The organism is Bradyrhizobium sp. SZCCHNR3119 (genome assembly GCF_032487775.1).
Classification (GTDB): Bacteria; Pseudomonadota; Alphaproteobacteria; order Rhizobiales; family Xanthobacteraceae; genus Bradyrhizobium.
The window spans coordinates 3,329,825-3,348,037 of sequence record NZ_JAUEUV010000001.1 but is presented as its reverse complement, the minus strand read 5'-3'; the positions used below and the strand labels follow the sequence as shown (position 1 = coordinate 3,348,037).

Here is an 18,213-nt window from a genome sequence, read left to right as displayed (position 1 = left end):
GCGCCGGCCCGGAACCCGCCCCGTTATACCCGGCTCTTCAGCGCCTCGCCGATCTCGTCCAGCACCTTGGGATCCTCGATGGTAGCCGGCATGGTCCATTCCTCGCCATCGGCGATCTTCTTGATGGTGCCGCGCAGGATCTTGCCGGAACGGGTCTTCGGCAGCCGGCCGACCGTGATCGCGAGCTTGAACGCCGCCACCGGACCGAGCTTGTCGCGCACCAGCGCCACGATCTCCTTCTCGATCTCCGAAGGCTTGCGCGCCACGCCGGCCTTGAGCACGATGAAGCCGCAGGGCACCTCGCCCTTGATCGCGTCCTTGATGCCGAGCACCGCGCATTCGGCGACATCGGGATGGGAGGCGAGGATCTCCTCCATGCCGCCGGTCGACAGCCGGTGGCCCGCGACATTGATGATGTCGTCGGTGCGCCCCATCACGAAGATATAGCCATCCTCGTCCTTGAAGCCGGCATCGGAGGTCTTGTAGTAGCCGGGGAACTCACTGAGATAGGACTCCTTGAAACGCACATCCTGCTGCCACAGCGTCGGCAAGCAGCCCGGCGGCATCGGCAGCTTGATCACGATCGAGCCCATCGTGTTGGCCGGCACCGGCTTGGCGGCCTCGTCCACCACATCGACCTGATAGCCCGGCATCGGCACGGTCGGCGAACCGTGCTTGACCGGCAACAGCCCGAGCCCAACCGGATTGCCGGCGATGCACCAGCCGGTCTCGGTCTGCCACCAATGGTCGATCACCGGCACCTTGAGCTGCTGCTCCGCCCATTCCACCGTCGGCGGATCGGCGCGCTCTCCGGCCAGGAACAGCGTGCGGAATTGCGACAGGTCGTATTGGCCCAGCAGCTTGCCGTCCGGATCGTCCTTGCGGATGGCGCGGAAGGCCGTGGGCGCCGTGAACAATGCCACGGCCTTGTGCTGGTTGATCACGCGCCAGAACGCGCCGGCGTCGGGCGTGCCGACGGGCTTGCCTTCATACATGATCGAGGTCGCGCCGTGGATCAGCGGCCCGTAGATGATGTAGCTGTGGCCGACCACCCAGCCGATATCTGAGGCACACCACCAGACCTCGCCCGGCTTGATGCCGTACAGATTCTCCATCGACCATTTCAGCGCAACGAGATGGCCGCCATTGTCGCGCACCACGCCCTTCGGCTTGCCGGTCGTGCCCGAGGTGTAGAGGATGTAGAGCGGATCGGTCGCGAGCACGGGGACGCAGGGCGCGCGCTTGCCGTTGACGAGAGCGGATTTACGCAAGGCGGCCCAATCATAGTCGCGCCCGGGCATGAGCTCGCAGACGTGCTGCGGCCGCTGCAGGATGATGCAGGCCTGCGGCCTCTTGTCTGCGAGCTTGATCGCCTCGTCGAGCAGCGGCTTGTAGTGCACGATGCGCCCGGGCTCGATGCCGCAGCTTGCGGAGAGGATCAGCTTCGGCGCGGCATCGTCGATCCGGGTGGCGAGCTCCTTCGCCGCGAAGCCGCCGAACACGACCGAATGCACCGCGCCGATCCGTGCGCAGGCCAGCATCGCCACCATCGCCTCCGGCACCATCGGCATATAGAGGATGACGCGGTCGCCCTTGACGACGCCAAAGTCCTGCATGATGGCCGCGAGCGTCTCGACCTCCTTCAGCATCTCGGCATAGGTGAAGGTCGTGACCGAATTCGTCAGCGGCGAGTCGTGGATCAGCGCCGGCTGATCGCCGCGGCCGGAGGCGACATGGCGGTCGAGCGCGTTGTAGCAGGTGTTGACGACGCCGCCGGCGAACCAGCGGCCATAGGCGCCCATTGTGGGGTCGAAGACCTTCTTGGCCGGCTCGATCCAGTCGATCGCCCGCGCCGCCTCTGCCCAGAAACCCTCAGGGTCCTGCAGCGACCGGGCATGGACCTCGAAATATCGGCTCTGTCCCTGAACGTTCATGGGCTACCTCCGGCATGTTTTTCTGGTGGGATCGAGTGGATCAGGGCGGGCGCCCCAGCCATGATCCGGATCAATTCCAACGACGATTTGGCAGCATTGTCCCGCGAAGCGGGCGCATTTCAAGCCGGAAAGTGCGGCTCGCGCGGCCCCGCCATCCGGCTAATATCCGTCCGCACCCTGCAGCTGCTGCAGCCGGTCGCGCATCGCCTTTTTCAAGTCGTAGCCGGGACGGCCGAAATCGGCGTTGCGGCGGGAGAGATAGGCCTCCTGCTCGCGCTGGCGCAATCGCGCCGCGCGGGCATCGACCTTGGAGGCCTCGCGGACGACCCAGCCGTTGACGACCGAGATTTCACGATCGAGATCGGCCAATTCCGGATCGGCACAGATCGCCTTCTCGACCGGCCGGCGGGCCGTGTCGCAGTTGAAGCTCGGCCGACCCGCGACCGCCATTCGCGCGCCGAGCCGTTCGATCTCCTGGGCCAATGAACGATAATTGCTCCGCGCGCTGGCATGCGTGGGATTGAGCTTGAGCGCGGCTGCGAAATCAGCGAGCGCCTTCGGCCGGTCGCCGCGCTTGCGCTGCAGCTCGCCACGCGCATTGAAAATGTCGGCAAAGGTGGGATCGAGCTGCAGCACGACGTCGTAATCGGCAATCGCGCGATCGGTCTGTCCTCTGCTGATCAGGACGGACGCCCGCGCGATCAGCGCATTGATGCGGTCGGTCTTGGTCGCCTTGGGATTGTCGATCAGCGCGCTGCATTCGCTCAGCACCTTGTCCGCATCGCTGGCCTGGGAAGCGGTGACGCAGGCCGCGGGATCGACCGGCAGCTCCTTGGCCGGATCGGCGGCGCCGACTGCATGCGCCTGGGCCGCGAGCGACAACATGGCGGCGCCCACCATCACGTAAAGGACACCGACGGTACGGGCATTCGAAGGCTTACGCATCAAGAGTTCGCGACGGTGAGCAAGGATGAGTGGGCGCAGCCGAGCTGAAGGAGCAATTTGCGGCACCGATCCCGACGTATGTTTTGGATGCTGCGCTGGGGACGACGAGCACCCTAGCGCAGGTCGTTTCGTTTGACGACACACGAATGGATCATCAGCCTGTCATTTAGGACAGTCCTGCAATCGCCGCGACGATGGCCGCCGTCGCCTTCGCACGTCGGCCGGCGGCCAACCATGTCAACTCCGACATGTCAGCCCGCCATCGACCACCAAGGTGATCCCGGTAACGTAGCGCGATTCGTCGGAGGCCAGGAACAGCGCCGCATTGGCGACGTCGAACGCGTCGCCCATGTGTCCCATCGGGACCTGGGCATCGCGCTTCCTCCACATCTCCTCGACATCACCCTTGGCGTAGCTCGCCGCCAGTCCGGCGGAGTGCTCGACCATCGGCGTCTTCATCAATCCGGGCAGAATGGCATTCACCCGCACATGATGCGGCGCGAACTCCACGGCGGAGGTCCGCGTCATCTGGTTCATCGCCGCCTTGCTGGCGCCGTAGCTGACATAGGAAATGCCGACATGGCTGATCGAGGCGACCGAAGAGATGTTGACGATCGAGCCGCCGCCTTGGGCGATCATGACCGGCACCACATGCTTCATCGCGAGATAGGCGCTCTTCAGGTTGACCGCGAAGACGCGGTCCCACTCCGTCTCCTCGACCTCGACGACGCTGCCCGTCTCGGCGATGCCGACATTGTTGTCCAGCACATCGATCCGGCCATAGGTCGCAAGGCAAGCCTGCACCATCACCGCAACTTCAGCCCCGCGCGACACGTCGGCGGTGAAGGCCGTGGCGCTACCGCCCTCGCCCTCGATGAGGCGGACCGTCTCCTGCGCGGCATCCCGGTTGCGGTCGACGCAGAACACCTGCGCGCCGTGACGGGCGAAGGTGACTGCGGTCGCCTTGCCATTGCCCCAGCCGGGACCGATCGAGCCGGCCCCGACCACCATGGCCACCTTGCCCTCGAGACGCTCCATCGTTTCCTCCATCTGTTGTTATTTGTTGCAGACGCTCATGGTGATCGTCGCCGAGCCGATATCATGACCGAAAATATCGGAGAAGGTCCGGCATCGTCCGTCCGAACAGATCCGCCATTCCCCAGCCGCGCCGGAATTGCCGAGCACGACCTCGGCCAGCGGCGCCCGCTGCGGGCTCCACTGAAACCAGCCCTCGACCAGCCGCGCCTCGGGCGGCGGCTCCATGCCGGCACCGGAACCCTTCACCCGCGCCCGCACCAGTTCGAGCCCGCGCGGGGTCGTCTGCCAGTCCTCCTGCCAGGCGGTCTTCTCGACCGAATGAGTCCACGCAAGGGTGAACGCCGCGATCGACAGCGTTTTCACCACGCCCGCGGACGCAAGGCAGAGACTCACGCGGCGGCAACCGCCGCGCGCGACGGCCGTTGCCGCCATTGCCACAGCACCACCCCAAGCGCGATCACGAAGCCGACGGCGTCGCTGTAGGCGAATTCGCCGAGCAGGCAGATCGACGCGGCCAGCGCAGCAATGCGCTCGATCACGCTCATCCGGGCAAACAGGAAGCCGATGGCAACCATGCCGAACAGGCCGATCGCGATCAGCGCCTTGACGGTGGCAAACACCACGGCACCGGCAAAGCCGAGTTCGGCCGCCATCGGATCGCCAGGCTGCAGCATCAAGGCCGGCGAATAGACGAAGATGAAGGGGATCACGTAGCCCGCAAGCGCGATCCGCATCGCCTCCCAGCCGATCTTGTCAGGGTTCTCCTTGGCGATCGGCGCAGCCGCCAGCGCGGCCAGCGCCACCGGCGGCGAGAGGTCGGCCATGATGCCGTAATAGAACGCGAACATGTGGCTCGCGATCAGGGGCACGCCGAGCTTGGCCAAAGCGGGGGCGGCGAGCGCCGCGGTGATGATGTAGGTCGGGATGGTCGGGATGCCGGTGCCGAGCAGGATGGAGAGCAGCATGGTCATGATCAGCGCGCCGAACAGACTCGTCTGCCCGAGTCCGATCACCCAGCTGCCGAAGATCGAGCCGACGCCGGTCTGGGTCATCATGCCGATGATGACACCGACGATGGCGCAGGCCATGCCGACGGTCAGCGCCGACTTGGCGCTCTCGGCGAGAGAATCCCTGCAGGCGTGCAGCGTGCCCATGCCGCCGCGCACGAAGGCGGTGATCACGACGAGGCCAGCGACGACGGAGGCGACAGGCAGGATCTGCAGGCCATTGCGCGAGAGCGCGCCGACGATCAGCGCCAGGCCGATCCAGAAGACGTAACGCAGCACCTGATTCGAAACGCCCATGGTGATGCAGGTGCCGAGGATCAGGGCCACCGTCAGCGCGAGGCCCATCGAACCGGCATAAAGCGGCGTGAAGCCTTCGAACAGCATGTAGACCAGCGCGGCGAGCGGCAGGACCAGGTACCAGCGCGCCACCAGCGCGTGCCAAGCACTCGGGATCTCGGAGGCCTTCATGCCGGTCAGGCCATGCTTGCCGGCCTCCAGATGCACCATCCAAAAGGCCGACGCGAAGTAGAGGATGGCAGGAATGACCGCCGCCTTGACGATCACGGAATAGTCGACGCCGAGCGTCTCAGCCATGATGAAAGCGACCGCGCCCATCACCGGCGGCATGATCTGGCCGCCCATCGATGCCGTCGCCTCGACACCGGCAGCGAAGGCGCGGCGATAGCCGAACCTGATCATCAGCGGAATCGTGAACTGGCCGACGGTGACGACGTTGGCGACCCCGGAGCCCGAGATCGTGCCCATCATGCCCGAGGCGAACACGGCGACCTTGGCGGGGCCGCCGCGGGTGCGTCCGAACAGGCCGAGCGAGACGTCGGTGAACAGCTGGATCATGCCCGCGTGTTCGAGGAACGAGCCGAACAGGATGAACAGGAAGATGTAGGTCGCCGAGACATAGATCGGCACGCCATAGAAGCCTTCGGTGCCGAAGGACAGATGCGTGATGACCTGATCGAAATCGTAGCCGCGATGGTTGAGCGGCGCCGGCAGATACTGCCCGAAGAACCAATAAAGCAGGCAGGCCCCGCACATCAAAGGTAGCGCCAGACCCATCAGCCGGCGCGTGCCCTCGAAGATCAGGACCGCAAGCAGCGTCCCGACCGCGAGGTCGCCATAGGTGGGATCGCCGTCACGCGCGATCAAGTCGGCATAGAAGATCCATTGGTAGAGGCCGCACAGGAATCCGGCTGCACCGATCAGCCAGGCCGCCGCGCGGCCGGCATTGCTCTTGGCCGTGAAATTTCCGATCAGGCCAAAGGTCAGCAGCAGCAGGAAACCGACATGGACGCCGCGGACCACCTGGCTCGGCAGATAGTTGAAGGCTGCGACATAGAGCTGGAAGGCGGCGAAGACGATGCCGATCCCATACGCCAGATGGCCCCAGCGGCCGGGACCAAATCCCTCCGGAAAGCCGTGTTCGAAATTGTCGAACTCGACCTTGACCGGCGTTTCCATGCTGACTGCTTCTAACGTCATGCTTCCCCCAGCGCCTGCGCGGGCGGGGCTGCCGGATGGCCGCCTCGTCCGAGCTCAAGTGATTTACGATCGCAGATCGCCATGTGCGCGTCTCATTCCAGCCTGTTCGACATCAGGCAACGCCGAGAGGACGACTGCGATGCAGCCGCTACTTCATCAGGCCTTTCTCCTTGTAGTAGCGGATAGCGCCCGGATGCAGCGGCACCGGACTGCCCTGCGCGGCGCTCTCCAGCTTGATCTCCTTGCCGGCTGCGTGCGCATTCGCGAGTTCTGGCAGCGATTCGTAGATCAGCTTGGTCATCTGATAGGCGAGATCGTCCGATACGGTCGCGTTCGTGACCAGGTAGTTGATCACGGCGGCGGTCGGCACATCCTTGTCCTGTCCCTTATAGGTGCCGGCCGGGATGACGGTTGCCACGAACGGCGGTCCGATCTTCTCCACGACCTCCTTCGGCACCGCCACGACGGTGATCTCGCTGGAGGTCGACAGGTCCTTCAGCGAGGCGACGCCGAGACCGGCCGACTGCAGCGTCGCGTTCAATTGGCGGTTCTTCATCAGATCGACGGATTCGGCGAACGGCAGATATTCGACCTTGCCCAGATCCTTGTAGCTCATGCCCGCGGCGGCCAGGATCGCTCGCGAATTCAGCTCGGTGCCCGATTTCGGCGCACCGACCGACAGGCTCTTGCCCTTGAGGTCCGCTAATGTCTTGATGCCGGAATCGCCGGTGGCCACGATCTGTATATAGTTGGGATAGATCGCGCCGATCGTGCGCAGCTTGTCGAGCTTGCTCTTGAAGCCCGCCTCCTCCTCGCCGTTCCAGGCCGATTTCAGGGAGTCGCCGAGCGCAAAGGCGAGCTCGCCGCGGCCCTGCTGCAGCAGGATCAGGTTCTCCACCGAGGCCTTGGTGGCCTGGACCTGGGTCTTCACGTTCGGGATCTTGTCGCTGTAGATCTTTCCGATCGCAACGCCGAGTGGATAGTAAACGCCCGAGGTACCGCCGGTCAGCACGTTGATGAAGCTCTGCGCCTTGGCAACGGGGCTGTAGGCCAAGCCTGCGACAAAAAGTGCCAAGCCTACGATTTTGATAGAACGCATCGTTCCTCCCTATTTTGATTTTGCCGGCAAATTGGCCGGATGTGCAGCTCCGGTCAACCCATCCGAAGGACTGCAGGCCGGACCGGCTCGCCGCACCGCCTGATTTTGTGCTGGCGAGGATCGTCGCCGGATGTCGGCCGATAAATACTGCTCCCCGGTCTCACCGGAACGTCATGTCCAGGCATTTCGAAATATCAGAGCCCAACCCGGAGGAGATGGTAATGCAGCCGCGGACCTTCTGCTGGGTGGTGTCGGCCACCCAGATCGAATAGCCGCCGTTGCCGAAGAAGGAGTTGGTGTTCGCCGGCTCGGTTTCGGTGGCATCGAATTCGTAGTTGGAGTCGGTGTCGAAGACGCGCGGCTTCTGGGCGCAGCCGCCATCGGCTTGCACGTTGATGACCTCCTTGTTGTCGCGCGTCAGCGACAGCGACATCTGGCAGCGGTAATATTCTGAAGTCTTGACGTTGAAGACATAGCTGTAGGATTTGCAGGTTGCCGTGTTGAGCTTGCCGGCAGACAGGCCGCGGCTGCAGGCGATCCGCTGGTTGCTGGATAGCTTGAATTGATCGGCCTGCGCTGCCGGAACCAGCGCCACCAATGCCAACCCCAAACCGATCTTCGTGACGAGGTTCATTCGAATCATCCCTGCACGCATTTGCTTTGCGGTTCATTTCTAGACGATGGCACCAACATAGTCGCGAGATCCCGGGTGAAAAGTCGTAAAATGAATCGCTAGGCGGTGCGACAAACTCGCCGCTACCCTGCATTGGCGGGGCAGATGACGTTCGTGATTTGTTCGATGGGGATAGCGGCCGACGGGGCTGTGGGAGGATCAGATGACGAGTTTAATATCAAAGACATTTGTGACGGCCGGCCTCTTCGGCCTGGTGGCGGTCACGGCCTTTGCGGCGCCCGCCGCGCCTGTTCCGTGGGAGCTCAAGCCGAACATGGGCTATGCCTATGGCAAGGACGGCAAGACGCTCGCCTATAAGATGGGGACCAGGAACGCCGGCATGCTGTTCAAGGGGGCCAGGAAGGTCCCCAAGGGTACGTTGTTCTTCCTCGGCGAGAACGGCCAGCTCTATATGCGCACCGGCCCCTATCTGGAGGGGGACGGCAGCTTCTCCTTCGGCGCAGACGAATAGAGCTTCGTCGCTGGCGCGAGCGACCTCCGGACTCGGTAGCGGTGCTCACCCAATCCCACGTGGAAGAAGGAGGTGAGCCAGCGCATTTGCGCCGGCGCTTTCGTCCAACTCGTCCTGTTGGCCGCGCTAAAATGCCGCGGCCAATTCCTTCGCGCCCGGCAGGTTGCTGAGCGAATCCATCCTGGCGTCAGTGACCGCGAGCAGCTTCGCCACGGTGTTATGGCGGACCGCGACCGGATTGCGCTCATAGCCTGAGCGCTGGAAGAAGTTGGTGGTCGGCACCTGGTCGCGCATCGCCAGCGGCATGGTGACCATGTCGAAGCCGGTGCCGTCTCCGGTCAGGTTCATCATCTCGAGCTCGGCCGCGGTCAGCGGACGCGTGTAGCCCTTGGCGCGCGCGAACAGCACCGAGGTGAGGAGTTTATGAGTTTGCAGCATCGGGCCGACATCGATGTCGAGCACCATCGCATGCATGGCCCAACCCTGCTCGGTGTCGCCGATCTTCTCGTGCGCCGACCAATCGTCCGGCACCGAGCGCGCGATCGCGACCATCTTCTTCAGGACGGAGAGCTTGCGCTCCATCGCCGCCCGAGCCGGGCCGGACGCCTGGGCGACGCGCTCCCCCAACAGCCGGATGAACAGCGGCCCCTGCTCCGCCAGAAGCTCGACGCTGTTGGTGGTGAGCAACTGATTGTAGCCGACCGCGGTCGAGATCGCACGATTGGCCTTGAAACCGGACTGCGAGTCGTGACGGCCGTTGCCGCCGGTCTCGAACGCATAGACCCGCACCGCCTGCTCGCGCGTCAGCCCGCTCGCGGCGGCGAAGCGGGCATAGGCACGCTTGAAATCGATGTCATTGGCCGGCTGCTGCGGCTGCCATTGGAATTGCTCCCGTGCCGCCTTCACGAGATCGGCGACGACAGGGATGTATTTGCGCTCGCGCGGCGGCGGTTCCTGCTCGGGCTCCGGATTCACCGGCCGCTTCGGCCCGGTATAAACCGGCGGCTGCTCCAGGACGTAGTCGTCCAGCGCGATCGGCTGGTGTTCGCGCCGCTTGGCATTTCGACCGCGCCGCTTCTCTGCGATGGCCTTCCAATAGGCGCCAGCCTCCTGCTCGAACGCGGCCCTAGCCTCCTGATATTCGGCAAGCTTGCGGCGATAATCGGCGATCGCCTCCGGTGAAGCGGCTTGCGCCATGGCGTCCGCAGCCGCCCGCAACGACGCGTTCGGCCCCGCGGCGAGCGCCGGCGGGGCTGCGAGCGACAGCCCGCAGGCAAGTATCAACAGGGATGCGCGAATCGGACGATGGAGCATGGCTCGGTTGTAGCCGAAACCGCGGCGACTTCCAGACGGAGACCGGCCGATGGCAGCTTCCGGGAACTTGACGCTGCAGGAACCGCCGGCGATGACGTCTTTCGAGCAGCCGTAGCAGGGATGGAACCGCCGCCGATGAGTCAGAAGGTCGCAACCAGGATGATTTCCGACGGCTGGGAGATCGTAGACACCACGGGCTTCCTGCACCTGATCGGGCCGCTGTGGCAGCGTCAGGTCGAGGGTGCTCTCGAACACGCACTGGTGACCGAGGACAAGCATCACAATCGCCGGGGCCTGGTCCAGGGCGGCGTGATCATGACGCTGGCCGATCGCAGCTGCGGCATGACCGCGCGCCACGTCGCCGGCAAGCCGCACATGGCCACCGTGCAGTTCGACACCCATTTCGTCGAAGCCGGCAAGATCGGCGAAATCCTGATTTCGCGGCCACATGTGGTGCGCACCACGCGCAGCCTGGTCTTCATCACCACCGAGATCACCGTCGAGCACCGCGTGATCGCGATGGCGAGCGGCGTGTTCAAGATCCTGAAGAGCGAGTGATGGCTTGGCCTTCACTCCGTCATTCCGGGGCGCGAGTGAAACGAGCGAACCCGGAATCTCGAGATTCCGGGTTCGATGCTTCGCATCGCCCCGGAATGACGCGTCCACCCGCTTGCGCTCGCAATGACGCGCTGAGAGATCTATGTTTCCATCCGATCTCCGCGTACGCGGCAAGATAAAGCAGGACAAGGCTCACCCCATGCACTACCGCCAGCTCGGCCGCAGCGGCCTGAAAGTATCGCCGATCTGCCTGGGCACCATGATGTTCGGCGGCCCGACCGACGAGGCAACCTCGGCCCGCATCATCGCCGGGGCTCACGACGCCGGCATCAACTTCATCGACACCGCGGACGCGTACAACAAGGGTCTCTCCGAGCAGGTGGTGGGGCGCGCCATTGCGAATGACCGCCACAGCTGGGTCCTTGCCACGAAGCTTGCCAATCCGATGGGCGACGATCCCAATCGCGCCGGGCTGTCGCGGCGCTGGGTGCTGCAGGCGGCAGATGAAAGCCTGGCGCGATTGGGCACCGACCACATCGACATCTACTATCTGCACAAGGAGGATCACGCGACGCCGCTGGACGAGACGGTACGCGCGATCGGCGACCTCATGCGGGCCGGCAAGATCCGCTATTTCGGCGTCTCCAACTATCGCGCCTGGCGCTTGGCCGAGATCTGCAACATCTGCGACCGGCTCGGCATCGACCGTCCGGCGGTCAGCCAGCCCTATTACAATGCGATGAACCGCATGCCGGAAGTCGAGCATCTGCCGGCCTGCGGCTACTACGGTCTCGGCGTGGTGCCCTATAGCCCGCTGGCGCGCGGCGTGCTGACCGGCAAATACAGCCCCGATGCTCCGCCGGCCGAGGACAGCCGCGCCGGACGCAACGACACCAGGATGATGCAGACCGAATGGCGGCCGGAGTCCCTACGGCTCGCCCAGGAGATCAAGCGCCACGCCGAGGCCAAAGGCTTCACCGCCGGCCAGTTCGCGGTCGCCTGGGTGCTGAACTCATCCTTCGTGAGCTCGGTGATCGCCGGCCCTCGCACCGAGGCGCAATGGGACGATTACCTCCGCGCGCTCGACTACCCCTTCGCGGCCGATGACGAGGCATTGATCGATCGCCTCGTCGTCACCGGCCACGCCTCGACGCCGGGCTACAACGATCCGGCCTATCCGATCGAAGGCCGCAGGCCGCTGGTGGGCTGATATGGACGAGGATCGTTACGGGCTGCCACTGTCGACCACCTCCGCCGAGGCCGCTACGGCCTATCGCGAGGGCGTCGATCTCCTGCTCGCATTCTGGCCCGGTGCTGCCGAAGCATTCGAGCGGGCGATCATGCGCGATCCGGAATTCGCGCTGGCCCATGCCGCCCGCGCTCGGGTCCACGCCATCTATCAGCAGCGCGAGCCTGCCCTGCAGACCATCGGACGCGCGCGCGAACTGGTCGAACGGCACGGCACCGCACGCGAGCGGAGCCATGTCGCGACGCTATCGCTCGCCATCCAGGGCCGCAGCGCGGAGGCGCTGACCGCGACGTTGTCGCATCTTGCGAGCTGGCCGCGCGACGCGATGGTGATGGCACTGCCGCTCGGGGCGTTCGGCCTGCTGGCATTCTCCGGCCGTGCCGATCATGACGCCGCCCGGCGCGAGCTGTGCGACAGCTACGCAGACGCCTATGGCGATGACTGGTGGTTCAAGTCCAACCATGGCTGGGCGCTGACCGAGGCCGGCGAGCTCACGCGAGGGCGCGCCATCACCGAGCGCAGCTTTGCGCTGCGTCGCCAGAACGCCTATGTCGTACACGCGCTGCTGCATGCGATGTTCGAGGAGGGTTCGATCGGCGAGGCCGACGCGCTCGTGACCGACTGGATCGACGACTACGACCGGACCGGCATGCTGCACGGCCATATCCGCTGGCATCAGGCGCTCGGTGCACTGGACCAGGGCGACTCCGCCAAGGCGCTGGCCCTCTACTCCGACGTGCTCGCGCCGGCCATGGTCTCCGCGCCGCCGCTCAACGCGCTCTCCGACTGCGCCTCGCTGCTGTGGCGGCTCGCGGCAGACGGACAATCCGTACCGCCCGGCGCCTGGACCGATCTATCCAGCTATGCACACAACCGCTTCGCGGGGTCGAGCCTGCCGTTCGTCGAGATGCACCTGACGCTGATCGCAGCAGCGACGCATGATCGCGCCGCGCTGAGCGGACGGCTCGCTGCGATCGAACGACGCTTGGCCGAGGGCAAGCTCGCGGCCGGTCGCATCGTTCCGCACATGGTGCGCGCGCTGCGCGCGTTCGCCGAGAGCAACTGGCGCGCCTGCGTCGATCAGCTCACCCCCGTCATCGGCGATCTCGCCAGGATCGGCGGCAGCCATGCCCAGCGCGAGGTGATCGAGGACACCTACATTCTGGCACTGATCCGCAGTGGCAAGCTCGCGCGGGCGCGTGCCGTGCTCGATGCTCGCCTGCACCGCCGCCCCTCGGCACGCGACACGCGGTGGCGGGCATTGGCGAGCGCGTAGGCCTCGACTATCCTTCCGTCTCCAGCCCCGTCGGCATCGGCACGTTCTCAGGCTGCAATTTGATGCCAGCGGCGAGCGCGACGGTCTCGAGCAGCGCGGCAAAGTCCTTTTCCAGATAGCCGGCGGGATCGGGCTGCAAGCTGGCGGCGCCGACATGGGCCTGCAGCGCCTCGCGCGTGGCCGCCGTCACCGGCATCGCCACATCGAGCTGGCGCGCCGCCGAAAGGCCGAGATCGAGATCCTTGCGCAGCAGCGCCGGCGTGAAGGTCGTCGTCCAGTCGAGATTGACCAGCGCGTTGCTCTTGTACTTGGTGAAGGTCGAGCCCATCACGCTCGCATTCATGAAGTCGAGGAAGGCATGGCGCGGCACGCCGGCCTTCTGCGCCAGGATCGTGATCTCGGCGAGGTTCTGGATGATGACGCCAAGGAAGACGTTGTGCGCGATCTTGCAGATGCGCGCGAGCTCGCCGTCGCCGACATAGGACACGCCGGAAGCCGCGATCTTCGCCAGATACGGCGCGACCTGATCGAACGCCGCCTTCGATCCCGACACCACGGACGACAGCTTGCCGGCCTTGACGCATTTGCCGTTGCCGGAGACCGGCGCGCGCACGAACTCACAGCCTTTCTCCTTCAACCGGGCCGCGATCGCCTCGGATTGTTCGACGCCGATCGAGGAGCAATCGACCAGGATCTTGGGCCGCGTGCCCGAGCTGGCGGAGACGAGGCCATGCTCGCCGAAATACACCTGCTCGAGATCCTTGGCCGTGGAGACCATCGAGAACACGATGTCGCAAGCGGAAAGATCGCTCGGGCGATCCACGATCACGCCGCCCTTGGCGGCGAGCGGCTCTGCCTTGGCGCGGGTGCGGTTGAAGATCGAGACCTTGTGGCCGGCCTTCAACAGCCGTTCGGCCATCGGAAAGCCCATCCGGCCCATGCCGATCCAGCCCAGCGTGTGCGTCGCCGTCATTGTCATCTCTCCGTCCTACTTGCGACGGCTTCCGTCATTGCGAGGAGCGAAGCGACGAAGCAAACCAGAGTCATGTCCACCGCCCCTGGATCGCTTCGCTCGCAATGACGAAAGCGCGAAAACAACTTTATTAGTCGCCAAGTCCTTTTGCTCAATAGCGGTTGGCGATCGGCAGCTCTTCCGCCGGGAATAGCGTGATCACCTGGCAGCCCTTGTCGGTGACCACGACCTCTTCCTCGATCCGCGCCGCGGAGTAACCGTCGGCGGCGGGACAATAGGTCTCCAGCGCGAACACCATGCCGGTCTTGATCTCCATCGGATGCTCGAGCGAGACCAGGCGGGAGATGATCGGACGCTCATGCAGAGCAAGGCCAAGACCGTGGCCGAATTGCAGGCCGAACGCGGCCATCTCGGATGGAAAGCCGAACTCCTCCGCCTTCGGCCAGACCTTCGCGACCGTATCGGTCGAGACGCCCGGCTTGATCAGCGCGATCGCGTTGTCGAGCCATTCGCGGCACTGCTTGTAGGCATCGTGCTGCACCGGCGTGGCGCGGCCGACATTGAAGGTGCGGTAGTAGCAGGTGCGGTAGCCCTGGTAGGACTGCAGAATGTCGAAGAAGGCTTGGTCGCCGGGCCGCAGGATCCGGTCGGTGAAATTGTGCGGATGCGGATTGCAGCGCTCGCCGGAGATGGCGTTGATCGCCTCGACGTCGTCGGAGCCCATCTCGTAGAGCAGCTTGTTGGCGAGCGCGACGATGTCGTTCTCGCGCACACCCGGCTTCAGATGCTCGTAGATCGAATGATAGACGCCGTCGACCATGGCCGCGGCCTGGTTCAACAGCATGATCTCGTCGATGTTCTTGATCTCGCGCGCGTCCAGCATCACCTGCTGGCCATCGACGACCTTGATGCCGGCCTTCTGGAGCTCGAAGAACATCGCGGTCTCGGCGAGGTCGACGCCGACGGGCATGTCGGCGACGCCGGCGGAGCGCAGCAGGCTCATCACCTCCTCGGCATGCGCCTTCATCAGCCCGACCGCAGGCGGCACGGTGCCGCGCATGCCGAGCATGCCGGCGCGGCAATTCTCCGGCGCAAGCCAGTCGCAGAAGATCCGGTGATGCACGGCCGCCGAGCCGAAATCCCACACGATCGGCTCGCCATCGCCCGCCAGCAGCGCGAAGCGGCAGAGCTTGTCGCGCTCCCATTCGCCGATCTTGGTGCCGGAGACGTAGCGGATGTTGTTCACGTCGAACAGCAGCAGCGCGCCGCAGCCCGACGCCTTCAGCGCCGCACGCGCGCGCGCCAGCCGGTAGCGCCGCAGCCGGTCGAAATCGACACGGCGTTCGAAATCGACCGAGACGTGGCCATGCGAAGGAATGGCGCGGTTCCAACGCCAATGCGGATCGAGATGCTCGGGACTGACAAGATGCGGCTTGAGAGCGCTGGCAGTCATCTGCGGATCTCCGGCTTGCAATCGATTGCAAATGCGGGTTTATTGCAGATGGCCGAAAGCTGTCAAGGCGGACGGACGTTCAAACGTCGCTGCGACGCGGCATGAAGATCACGCAGATGAAACGGAACCCGCTGCCATCGCCGCGCAAGCGCGCAACAAATTTCTCGGCGCGCCCGACCATCAAGGACATCGCCGAGCGCTGCGGCGTGCATCCCTCGACCGTGTCGCGCGCGCTGAGCCCGGCCATGAGGCATCTCGTGGCGGACGATGTCGCGCAGCGCGTTCAGCGGATCGCAAACGCCCTTGGCTATCGCCTGAACACGGCGGCCCAGGGCCTGCGCACCGGGCGCAGCGGCCTGATCGGCGTGCTCGCGCCCGATATCGCCGACCCCGGCTTCCCGCCGATCCTGTCCGGCATTGCCGAGCAGCTCGAGGCCGCCGGCTATGCGACCATCGTCGTCGACGTCGGAGCAAACGGCTCGCAGCAGGAGTTGATCGATCGCCTGATCGCCCGCGGCGTCGACGGCCTCGTACTCGCCACCGTCGGCTTGCGCGACGGAATCGTAAAGCATTGCCTGGATGCGGCGCTGCCGGTCGTGCTGGTCAACCGGGTCGATGCCGGCGCGCGGCTGCCTTCAGCGGCCAGCGACGACGAAACAGGCATGCGGTTTGCGGTCGATCATCTCGTCGGTCTCGGCCATCGGCGCATCGCTCACGTCGCCGGGCCGGCAAACGTCTCGACCGGCGCGCGGCGCCGCGCCGGCTTCGAGGCCAGCGCCAAGCAGCTCGGACTAACTGCGGACGGCATCATGGTGGAGACTGCCGCAGCCTATACACGCGAGGCCGGGCGAGCTGCGGCGCTAAGGCTGCTCGACCGCAAGGCGCGCCCCAGCGCGGTCGTCGCGGCCAATGACCTGCTGGCGCTCGGCGTCTACGACGCGCTCGCCGCACGCGGGCTCAAGTGCCCGCAGGACATCTCAGTGGTCGGCCACAACGACATGCCCTTCGTGGATATGGTCTCGCCGCCTCTGACCACGGTGCGCATCGCGCAACGTCGGATGGGCGAAGCGGCAGCCCGGCTCCTGCTCGGCCGTATCGCAAGTCCGGCGGCGAAACTCGAGCATGTCGTGCTGGCGCCGAGCCTGATCGTGCGCGGCTCGACGTCGGGACCTGCGCAGCGCTGACGGTAACGGATGTTATTGGAGCGCTTTGCCGTCCGGCATGGCGCGCGTGATCACCTGTCCGGCGTTGGCGCCCTGATGCACGCCCTGCAACCAGGTCAGCGCGCCGTTGACGATGACGGCCTCGATGCCAGCGGCGGGCACGCAGGGCTCGTCATAGGTCGCGGTGTCTCGCACCGTGGCCGGGTCGAAGATCGTGATGTCGGCGCGGTTGCCGACCGCGATGGTCCCGCGCTCCCGGATGCCGAAATTCGCCGCAGTCAGCCCGCTCATCTTCCACACCGCGGTTTCCAGCGAGAACAGATTGAGCTCGCGGCAGTAATAGCCGAGCACGCGCGGGAACGTGCCCCAGAGCCGCGGATGCGGCCGCTCGCCGAACGGCAGCCCGTCGGAGCCGATCATGGTCGGCTCGAACGCCAGGATGTTCTGCACGTCGGCCTCATCCATCGAGAAGTAGATCGCCGAGGCCGGCTGCAGCCGCTTCGCGGCTTCGAGCCGGTCGACGCCCCACTCGGCGGCGATGTCCGAGAGATCGCGGCCGGCCATCTCCGGATGCGGCTTGGAGGCCGCGACGACCACCTTCACCTGCAGCTTGGCCGGATCGAGGTGCAGCATCGTCGAGGAGGCGTTGTAGGGATAGCAGTCGAGCGCGACGCATTGGCACTGCATCGCGCCACGGATCATCGGCAGGGTGAGCTTGGATTTGCCGAAATTCGCCGGCCCCGCCAGCTTGTGATGTGAGATCACCACCTGCACGTCGAGTGCCCGGCCGATCGCAAAGCTCTCCTCGAGCGACTCGGCACAGCGATCCGCCTCATTACGCATATGCGTTGCATAGACCGCGCCTGTCCCCGTCAAGGGACGGCAGACCTCGATGATCTCTTCGGTCGGCGCCGCTTCCGCCGGCGGGTAATAGGTGCCCGTGGAGATGCCCAGCGCGCCGGCATCCAGCGCCTCCTGCACCAAGGCGCGCATTTCGGCCACCTCTGCATCCGTTGCCGCACGGCCGAGGTCGCTCATGACGGACGCGCGCAGCGCGGTGTGCCCGACCATCGGCGCAACGTTGACGGAAGCCGGCGCCGCACGCAGCGCAGCCATATAGGCGGCGAAGGTGGCGAACTCGGCCTTGCGGCCGTCGCCGGCGGCAAGCAGACCCAGCGGCATCGGCCGCGGCGTTCCCGGCTTGAGCGGGGCGATGCTGACGCCGCAATTGCCGGTGACGACGGTGGTCACACCTTGCGAGATCTTGCAGACCATCTGCGGGTCGAGCAGCACCGCGCCGTCATCATGGGTATGGGAATCGATGAAGCCCGGCGCGACGATCTTGCCGTCTGCATCGATCGTCCGGTGAGCAGACTGGCCAGCGAGATCGCCGATCGCGGCGATGCGGCCGTCGCGAATGCCGACATCGGCAGCAAATCGCGGCGCCTTGGTGCCGTCGATCACGACGCCGCCGCGGATAAGGAAATCGAAGCCCGGGGTCTGCTCAGTCATAATGACTCGCGCCAGCACCTTCTTGCCGAAGTTCGCAACTCAGCATTCGC

General features: G+C 65.2%; 16 protein-coding genes. 5 read left to right on the top strand and 11 right to left on the bottom strand.

What is annotated here, in order from left to right; genetic code table 11:
* Positions 1–23 precede the first annotated feature (23 nt).
* From QX034_RS15550 to QX034_RS15520, 7 genes are all read right to left on the bottom strand, one after another.
* Positions 24–1,934: a propionyl-CoA synthetase gene (locus tag QX034_RS15550; RefSeq protein WP_315701702.1), complete on the bottom strand. Its 1,911-nt coding sequence runs from the start codon at positions 1,932–1,934 to the stop codon at positions 24–26.
* Positions 1,935–2,093: 159 nt separating this feature from the next.
* The gene (locus QX034_RS15545) at positions 2,094–2,879 is read right to left on the bottom strand and encodes a tetratricopeptide repeat protein (RefSeq protein WP_315701703.1); all 786 of its coding nucleotides are present in this window, start codon (positions 2,877–2,879) and stop codon (positions 2,094–2,096) included.
* Positions 2,880–3,116: 237 nt separating this feature from the next.
* Positions 3,117–3,917, bottom strand: coding sequence for an SDR family oxidoreductase (locus QX034_RS15540; RefSeq protein ID WP_316195560.1), 801 nt, complete (start codon positions 3,915–3,917; stop codon positions 3,117–3,119).
* An 18-nt stretch (positions 3,918–3,935) separates the two neighbouring features.
* Positions 3,936–4,310 carry a DUF1850 domain-containing protein gene (locus QX034_RS15535; protein ID WP_315703108.1) on the bottom strand — a complete coding sequence of 125 codons (375 nt, stop codon included), beginning with the start codon at positions 4,308–4,310 and terminating at the stop codon, positions 3,936–3,938.
* Positions 4,307–6,400: a TRAP transporter permease gene (locus QX034_RS15530; RefSeq protein WP_315703109.1), complete on the bottom strand. Its 2,094-nt coding sequence runs from the start codon at positions 6,398–6,400 to the stop codon at positions 4,307–4,309. The genes QX034_RS15535 and QX034_RS15530 overlap by 4 nt, the downstream gene beginning before the upstream one ends.
* A 169-nt stretch (positions 6,401–6,569) precedes the next feature.
* Positions 6,570–7,520 (bottom strand): TAXI family TRAP transporter solute-binding subunit, encoded by a 951-nt coding sequence (locus QX034_RS15525; RefSeq protein WP_315701705.1) that lies wholly within the window; start codon positions 7,518–7,520, stop codon positions 6,570–6,572.
* A gap of 160 nt (positions 7,521–7,680) precedes the next feature.
* The gene (locus QX034_RS15520) at positions 7,681–8,154 is read right to left on the bottom strand and encodes a hypothetical protein (RefSeq protein ID WP_315701706.1); all 474 of its coding nucleotides are present in this window, start codon (positions 8,152–8,154) and stop codon (positions 7,681–7,683) included.
* Positions 8,155–8,356: 202 nt separating this feature from the next.
* On the opposite strand from QX034_RS15520, the gene QX034_RS15515 reads away from it, so the two are divergent.
* On the top strand, positions 8,357–8,665 hold the full coding sequence (locus QX034_RS15515; RefSeq protein WP_315701707.1) for a hypothetical protein: 309 nt from the start codon (positions 8,357–8,359) through the stop codon (positions 8,663–8,665).
* Between the two features lie 126 nt (positions 8,666–8,791).
* Here QX034_RS15515 and QX034_RS15510 read toward each other — a convergent pair whose 3' ends face one another.
* Positions 8,792–9,979, bottom strand: a complete 1,188-nt coding sequence (locus tag QX034_RS15510) for a hypothetical protein (RefSeq protein ID WP_316195559.1) — start codon at positions 9,977–9,979, stop codon at positions 8,792–8,794.
* Between the two features lie 135 nt (positions 9,980–10,114).
* On the opposite strand from QX034_RS15510, the gene QX034_RS15505 reads away from it, so the two are divergent.
* From QX034_RS15505 to QX034_RS15495, 3 genes are all read left to right on the top strand, one after another.
* Positions 10,115–10,537 carry a PaaI family thioesterase gene (locus tag QX034_RS15505; RefSeq protein ID WP_315701709.1) on the top strand — a complete coding sequence of 141 codons (423 nt, stop codon included), beginning with the start codon at positions 10,115–10,117 and terminating at the stop codon, positions 10,535–10,537.
* Between the two features lie 199 nt (positions 10,538–10,736).
* A complete protein-coding gene (locus QX034_RS15500; RefSeq protein WP_315701710.1) occupies positions 10,737–11,747 on the top strand; it encodes an aldo/keto reductase in 1,011 nt (336 codons plus the stop codon).
* Position 11,748: 1 nt separating this feature from the next.
* Positions 11,749–13,062, top strand: a complete 1,314-nt coding sequence (locus QX034_RS15495) for a tetratricopeptide repeat protein (protein WP_315701711.1) — start codon at positions 11,749–11,751, stop codon at positions 13,060–13,062.
* A 7-nt stretch (positions 13,063–13,069) separates the two neighbouring features.
* On the opposite strand, the gene QX034_RS15490 is transcribed toward QX034_RS15495, so the two are convergent.
* Together QX034_RS15490 and QX034_RS15485 are read right to left on the bottom strand one after the other, a co-directional pair.
* A complete protein-coding gene (locus QX034_RS15490; RefSeq protein ID WP_315728903.1) occupies positions 13,070–14,035 on the bottom strand; it encodes an NAD(P)-dependent oxidoreductase in 966 nt (321 codons plus the stop codon).
* Between the two features lie 151 nt (positions 14,036–14,186).
* The gene (locus tag QX034_RS15485) at positions 14,187–15,488 is read right to left on the bottom strand and encodes a M24 family metallopeptidase (protein ID WP_315728904.1); all 1,302 of its coding nucleotides are present in this window, start codon (positions 15,486–15,488) and stop codon (positions 14,187–14,189) included.
* Positions 15,489–15,604: 116 nt separating this feature from the next.
* Between QX034_RS15485 and QX034_RS15480 the strand changes: the two genes are divergently transcribed.
* On the top strand, positions 15,605–16,672 hold the full coding sequence (locus QX034_RS15480) for a LacI family DNA-binding transcriptional regulator (RefSeq protein ID WP_315728905.1): 1,068 nt from the start codon (positions 15,605–15,607) through the stop codon (positions 16,670–16,672).
* A 12-nt stretch (positions 16,673–16,684) separates the two neighbouring features.
* On the opposite strand, the gene QX034_RS15475 is transcribed toward QX034_RS15480, so the two are convergent.
* Entirely contained in the window at positions 16,685–18,163 is a 1,479-nt protein-coding gene (locus QX034_RS15475) for a D-aminoacylase (protein WP_316195558.1), read from the bottom strand.
* Between the last annotated feature and the right edge of the window lie 50 nt (positions 18,164–18,213).

Excerpts from the sequence above, each read along its gene's own strand:
- QX034_RS15545 (WP_315701703.1), bottom strand. The coding sequence starts at position 2,879 with ATGCGTAAGCCTTCGAATGCCCGTACCGTCGGTGTCCTTTACGTGATG.
- QX034_RS15500 (WP_315701710.1), top strand. The coding sequence starts at position 10,737 with ATGCACTACCGCCAGCTCGGCCGCAGCGGCCTGAAAGTATCGCCGATC.
- QX034_RS15480 (WP_315728905.1), top strand. The coding sequence starts at position 15,605 with ATGAAACGGAACCCGCTGCCATCGCCGCGCAAGCGCGCAACAAATTTC.
- QX034_RS15540 (WP_316195560.1), bottom strand. The coding sequence starts at position 3,917 with ATGGAGCGTCTCGAGGGCAAGGTGGCCATGGTGGTCGGGGCCGGCTCG.
- QX034_RS15550 (WP_315701702.1), bottom strand. The coding sequence starts at position 1,934 with ATGAACGTTCAGGGACAGAGCCGATATTTCGAGGTCCATGCCCGGTCG.
- QX034_RS15515 (WP_315701707.1), top strand. The coding sequence starts at position 8,357 with ATGACGAGTTTAATATCAAAGACATTTGTGACGGCCGGCCTCTTCGGC.
- QX034_RS15530 (WP_315703109.1), bottom strand. The coding sequence starts at position 6,400 with ATGGAAACGCCGGTCAAGGTCGAGTTCGACAATTTCGAACACGGCTTT.
- QX034_RS15485 (WP_315728904.1), bottom strand. The coding sequence starts at position 15,488 with ATGACTGCCAGCGCTCTCAAGCCGCATCTTGTCAGTCCCGAGCATCTC.
- QX034_RS15525 (WP_315701705.1), bottom strand. The coding sequence starts at position 7,520 with ATGCGTTCTATCAAAATCGTAGGCTTGGCACTTTTTGTCGCAGGCTTG.
- QX034_RS15490 (WP_315728903.1), bottom strand. The coding sequence starts at position 14,035 with ATGACGGCGACGCACACGCTGGGCTGGATCGGCATGGGCCGGATGGGC.
- QX034_RS15505 (WP_315701709.1), top strand. The coding sequence starts at position 10,115 with ATGAGTCAGAAGGTCGCAACCAGGATGATTTCCGACGGCTGGGAGATC.
- QX034_RS15475 (WP_316195558.1), bottom strand. The coding sequence starts at position 18,163 with ATGACTGAGCAGACCCCGGGCTTCGATTTCCTTATCCGCGGCGGCGTC.
- QX034_RS15510 (WP_316195559.1), bottom strand. The coding sequence starts at position 9,979 with ATGCTCCATCGTCCGATTCGCGCATCCCTGTTGATACTTGCCTGCGGG.
- QX034_RS15495 (WP_315701711.1), top strand. The coding sequence starts at position 11,749 with ATGGACGAGGATCGTTACGGGCTGCCACTGTCGACCACCTCCGCCGAG.
- QX034_RS15520 (WP_315701706.1), bottom strand. The coding sequence starts at position 8,154 with ATGAACCTCGTCACGAAGATCGGTTTGGGGTTGGCATTGGTGGCGCTG.